This window comes from uncultured Thiodictyon sp. (assembly GCF_903828115.1).
In the GTDB taxonomy this organism is placed as follows: domain Bacteria; phylum Pseudomonadota; class Gammaproteobacteria; order Chromatiales; family Chromatiaceae; genus Thiodictyon.
In genome coordinates, this window is the sequence record NZ_CAIKKU010000615.1 from 1 (window position 1) to 2,946 (window position 2,946).

General features: G+C 66.9%; 2 protein-coding genes. Both read right to left on the bottom strand.

What is annotated here, in order from left to right; genetic code table 11:
• Positions 1 to 186 precede the first annotated feature (186 nt).
• Positions 187 to 1,824 (bottom strand): hypothetical protein, encoded by a 1,638-nt coding sequence (locus QZY48_RS23255; RefSeq protein WP_295435570.1) that lies wholly within the window; start codon positions 1,822 to 1,824, stop codon positions 187 to 189.
• A gap of 21 nt (positions 1,825 to 1,845) precedes the next feature.
• Positions 1,846 to 2,946: lytic transglycosylase domain-containing protein (locus QZY48_RS23260; RefSeq protein WP_295435572.1), on the bottom strand; the 1,101-nt coding region annotated here is incomplete at its 5' end.

Below are 2,946 nucleotides of genomic sequence, written 5' to 3' on the forward strand. Positions count from 1 at the left end.
GATCAAGGCCGCAGCGCGGACGGGGCAGACGCGCTTGTGTAAAGTATTGTTGTTTCATAAAGTCATAGAGATGGTGCAGCACTTTGGGCTTGCCGTTGTTAAGCTAACCATCTGAAATCTATCAGCAAGGATATGCGTATGAGCGATTTTGCAGTTTTCTCCCGACGCTGGCGACGTCGTCGCTAGTCAGCGTGCCTTTGCGGTATTAAGCGGAAACAGAAAAGCGGCAATGCCGGATTGCGTAATGGCCCCGGTCGTCGGTTCGATCCCGGCGTCGAGATGGCTGTTCCCGTTCGTATTTGCATACCCGAGATGGTACTGCGACAGGTCGCCGTCACTGGCGATACTGGCAAACTCACGCTGGTACAGGCGGTAGAGGCCGTCATACGGGGTGGTATCGATGATGGTGCCGGCCTGCCATTTCTTCCCCGAGCCCTGGTCGGGCATGTCGAGGTTCGAGGTCGCGACGTATAACCGCACCTGTCGCCCGGACGTGACGACACCGACCTTGAGGTGCATGTCCTGGGGGGTATCCGGAACCTGCGGGTTTCCGGGCAGGTGGCTCCTGGTGAAGCCTTGCCACACCTTTTTCACCGTCATCCGGTAGCGCGGGTTGCCGCTGGCGATGGGTCCGTTGAGGTACGCGTAGCTCCGCGTCGGGCAGGGCCCCGCGTGCGGGCAGGCCTGCTGGAATTGATAGTAGAGCTTCACGCTCAGGTGCCCGGGAAAGGCGTTGGCAGGCGGCCGTGCCCCGGGTTGCTTGCTGATGGCGACCGGCTTGCGGTTGGCGTAGCTGGGGCAGCCGGGCGCGGGGCAGTCCACGAATCCGTACTTCACCAGCCGGAACAGGTTGTCGATGAATGGATTCGAGGCGCCGATCTCGAACATAAAGAGGTCGATGGCGACGTGCTCGCCCTTGGCCAGTCGCGTCCCGGCATCGAAGAGGATCTGGTCGTACCAGTTGACGTTCTTCAGACCCGCGGCCGGAAGTTGCCCTTCGGTCGGCGGATACAGATTCCCGGGGAAGGGGAGCGAGAGGCCGCCGTCGCTCCAGGTCGGCCCGACGAAGGCGTTTTTTCTCCCCGCGTAGAACGAAACCTGCCGACCGCCGATCACCACGGGGCTCGTCATGCCGCCGAGCCCGGAGGAGTCCCGGCCTCCACCCTGAAATACCGTGCCGGTGTCGGTGACGACGGCCTGCCAGAGGTCCTTGAACCAGCCATAGAGCGGCGGGGGGCGGCCGGGACGGCCGGTTTCGACGAAGACGAGCGAATTGTTCGCTTTGGTGGTGACGCCGACGGTCTGCATGTTCGTCGAGCCGTGCTGGGTGAGGTAGACACGGCCGTTCGTGCATTGCAGCGTCTTGATATGCGTGGCATCCGCGGGGATGTCAGTGTGCAGGTCGGCGCCGGGGATCGTCTCTTTCAAATAGGGGTGGGTGTCGCGGCACCCGTCGCAGTTCTGACTGGCGACGGCGATGTGAGTGTGTTCGGCGGCCCCCGGGATGGCCGCGATCCCGGTGAGCAGGGTCCGGGTGATGTCCGGACTCCCGGGCTCGCTGCCAATGGGATAGGGCCACCGCGCGAGATTGGCCGTGCCGGACTCGGGGGTCGGCCGGATACCGGGATCGAGGTACCAGTCCTGGGTGAAGTTGAGGTAGCCCTCGTCGATGTAGCACTCCGGCTGCCCCGGGTTCCTGGTCAGGTAATCCAAGATGTAGGCAAAAGGCGAATAGCGCGCTTGGTTTTGCAGTATGTTCGTGTCTGGTCCAGCACCGGCCGCCGCCGACATCAACAGTGCCATGAGCGCCGCGAGCGTTTTCATCGTATGCGGACCACAAGTCATCTACTCGCCCCGTGCCGGCACCGGCGGCAGCAGGTCGCTCAGGCGCTCCGGCTCCAGCCCGAGACGCGCGCGGTAGATCACCCGGTAGGCCAGCACCCGCTCCACATAGCCGCGCGTCTCCTCGTACGGTATAGCGGCGATCCAGAGATCCGCAGGGGTGTCGCGCGTCGGCAGCCAGCGCACCACGCGCTGCGGTCCGGCGTTGTAGGCGGCCGTGGCCAGGGCGGCGTGGCCGAAGCGCTCATTCATTTGCGCGAGGTATGTGGCCCCGAGCCGGATGTTGAGTCCCGGATCGAGGATGGCCGTGGGCGCGGGCGCGGGCAGGCCCAACTGCACCGCCACCTGCCGCGCCGTGGCCGGCATGAGCTGCATCAGCCCCAGGGCCCCGGCCGCGGAGGCGACGCTCGCGTTGAAGACGCTCTCCTGGCGCAGGACGCCGTAGACCCAGTCCGCCGCAAGCCCCGTCTGCCGCGCCTGTTCTTCCACCAGGTCCCGGTAACCGAGCGGGAAGCGCAGTTGCAGGTCGTCCCAATAATCGGCGCGCTTCAGGGTGAAGATGGCCTGGTCGTACCAGCCCAGCGCCTCTGCCACCAGGGCCGCCGCCAGCAGGTCGGGCGTCGCCAGCCCCCGCGTCAGGGTGCGCCACTCGCGGCGCATGTCCGCCTCCCGGCCAAGTTGGCGCAGGGCCACGATGCGCGCCAGCGCGGGTGCCTGACTGAGGCGGCGCGTCCGCTCGGGCTCCGCGGGGACCGGGCGGCTCGCCAGGTGATAGGGCAGCCCCAGCCGATCCGCGGCCAGGAAGCCCCAGAAGCTGCGGCTGCGGGCGGCCTGCGCGAGGCTCAGGCCCGCCGCGGTCTCATCGCCCAGGGCCGACTGGGCACGCCCGAGCCAGTAGAGCCAGCGGTCGCCCTTTTCGGTCAGGTCCGGCATCCGCTGCACCCAGGCGGCGACCCGCGCCCAGTCCCCCCGGCCGATCGCCGCGCGCAGCCTCAATTCCTGCGCCTCCAGATTGTCGACCCGGGCCGACATCAGGTCCCAGATCGCGAGCCCCCGCGGGTCGGCGGCCGCGGTGAGTGCCCGGCCCACCGCCGCCGCCGCCGC

Bases quoted from the DNA above. Each gene is read 5' to 3' on its own strand.
- QZY48_RS23255 (WP_295435570.1), bottom strand. From the start codon at position 1,824: ATGAAAACGCTCGCGGCGCTCATGGCACTGTTGATGTCGGCGGCGGCC.